The organism is Cobetia sp. 29-18-1, from assembly GCF_029846405.1.
In the GTDB taxonomy this organism is placed as follows: Bacteria; Pseudomonadota; Gammaproteobacteria; order Pseudomonadales; family Halomonadaceae; genus Cobetia; species Cobetia amphilecti.
The window spans coordinates 1-1,679 of the sequence record NZ_JARWKS010000044.1; the positions used below are offsets into that span (position 1 = coordinate 1).

2 tRNA genes and 1 rRNA gene are annotated in these 1,679 nt (G+C 53.7%); all 3 read right to left on the reverse strand.

What is annotated here, in order from left to right:
• Positions 1–275: 275 nt before the first annotated feature.
• Positions 276–351, reverse strand: a tRNA-Ala gene (locus QD208_RS17530).
• A gap of 39 nt (positions 352–390) precedes the next feature.
• Positions 391–467: transfer RNA gene (locus QD208_RS17535), tRNA-Ile, on the reverse strand.
• A 76-nt stretch (positions 468–543) separates the two neighbouring features.
• Positions 544–1,679: ribosomal RNA gene (locus QD208_RS17540) — 16S ribosomal RNA — on the reverse strand; the annotation flags it as partial.

Here is a 1,679-nt window from a genome sequence, read left to right on the forward strand (position 1 = left end):
TGGCTGCCAAGGCATCCACCGTATGCGCTTAATCGCTTGACCATATAACCCCAAGGGGTCTGTCAAGGATTACGAATCTGTCGGACCTCTCCGACATATCGTTTTGATAGACATGCGCTTGGCGCACATATCTATCGTCAGCATGATTCACATTGTTAAAGAGCGGCTGTTCAGAGAACAGTGAGAAGTCACACAACCTTCACGAGGAAGGCGATATGCTTGTCACTGTGGACTGTGCAGCGTTATCAGGTAGTAGAAGCTGAACCGGACTTTCATGGTGGAGCCAAGCGGGATCGAACCGCTGACCTCCTGCGTGCAAGGCAGGCGCTCTCCCAGCTGAGCTATGGCCCCAAAGTCGGCAAAACCGTGTCGACAAAAGCACGAAGCTTTTGGTGGGTCTGGGCAGATTTGAACTGCCGACCTCACCCTTATCAGGGGTGCGCTCTAACCAACTGAGCTACAGACCCGACACTACTACTCGATAAACTAATTTGATCAGGTAATTCGTTGTGAGCACTTGCCGCGAGCAGTAGACAGTGTCGATAAGGAGGTGATCCAGCCCCAGGTTCCCCTAGGGCTACCTTGTTACGACTTCACCCCAGTCATGAACCACACCGTGGTGATCGCCCTCCCGAAGGTTAGGCTAACCACTTCTGGTGCAGTCCACTCCCATGGTGTGACGGGCGGTGTGTACAAGGCCCGGGAACGTATTCACCGTGGCATTCTGATCCACGATTACTAGCGATTCCGACTTCATGGAGTCGAGTTGCAGACTCCAATCCGGACTGAGGCAAGCTTTATGGGATTGGCTCCACTTCGCAGTATTGCAACCCTTTGTACTTGCCATTGTAGCACGTGTGTAGCCCTACCCGTAAGGGCCATGATGACTTGACGTCGTCCCCACCTTCCTCCGGTTTGTCACCGGCAGTCTCCTTAGAGTTCCCGACATTACTCGCTGGCAAATAAGGATAGGGGTTGCGCTCGTTACGGGACTTAACCCAACATTTCACAACACGAGCTGACGACAGCCATGCAGCACCTGTCTCAGAGTTCCCGAAGGCACCAATCCATCTCTGGAAAGTCCTCTGGATGTCAAGGGTAGGTAAGGTTCTTCGCGTTGCATCGAATTAAACCACATGCTCCACCGCTTGTGCGGGCCCCCGTCAATTCATTTGAGTTTTAACCTTGCGGCCGTACTCCCCAGGCGGTCAACTTATTGCGTTAGCTGCGCCACTAAGTCCTCAAGGGACCCAACGGCTAGTTGACATCGTTTACGGCGTGGACTACCAGGGTATCTAATCCTGTTTGCTACCCACGCTTTCGCACCTCAGTGTCAGTGTCAGTCCAGAAGGCCGCCTTCGCCACTGGTATTCCTCCCGATCTCTACGCATTTCACCGCTACACCGGGAATTCTACCTTCCTCTCCTGCACTCTAGCCAAGCAGTTCCAGATGCCGTTCCCAGGTTGAGCCCGGGGCTTTCACACCTGGCTGACTTAGCCACCTACGCGCGCTTTACGCCCAGTAATTCCGATTAACGCTTGCACCCTCCGTATTACCGCGGCTGCTGGCACGGAGTTAGCCGGTGCTTCTTCTGCGAGTGATGTCTTTCCTCGGGAGTATTAATCCCAAGGCGTTCTTCCTCGCTGAAAGTGCTTTACAACCCGAAGGCCTTCTTCAC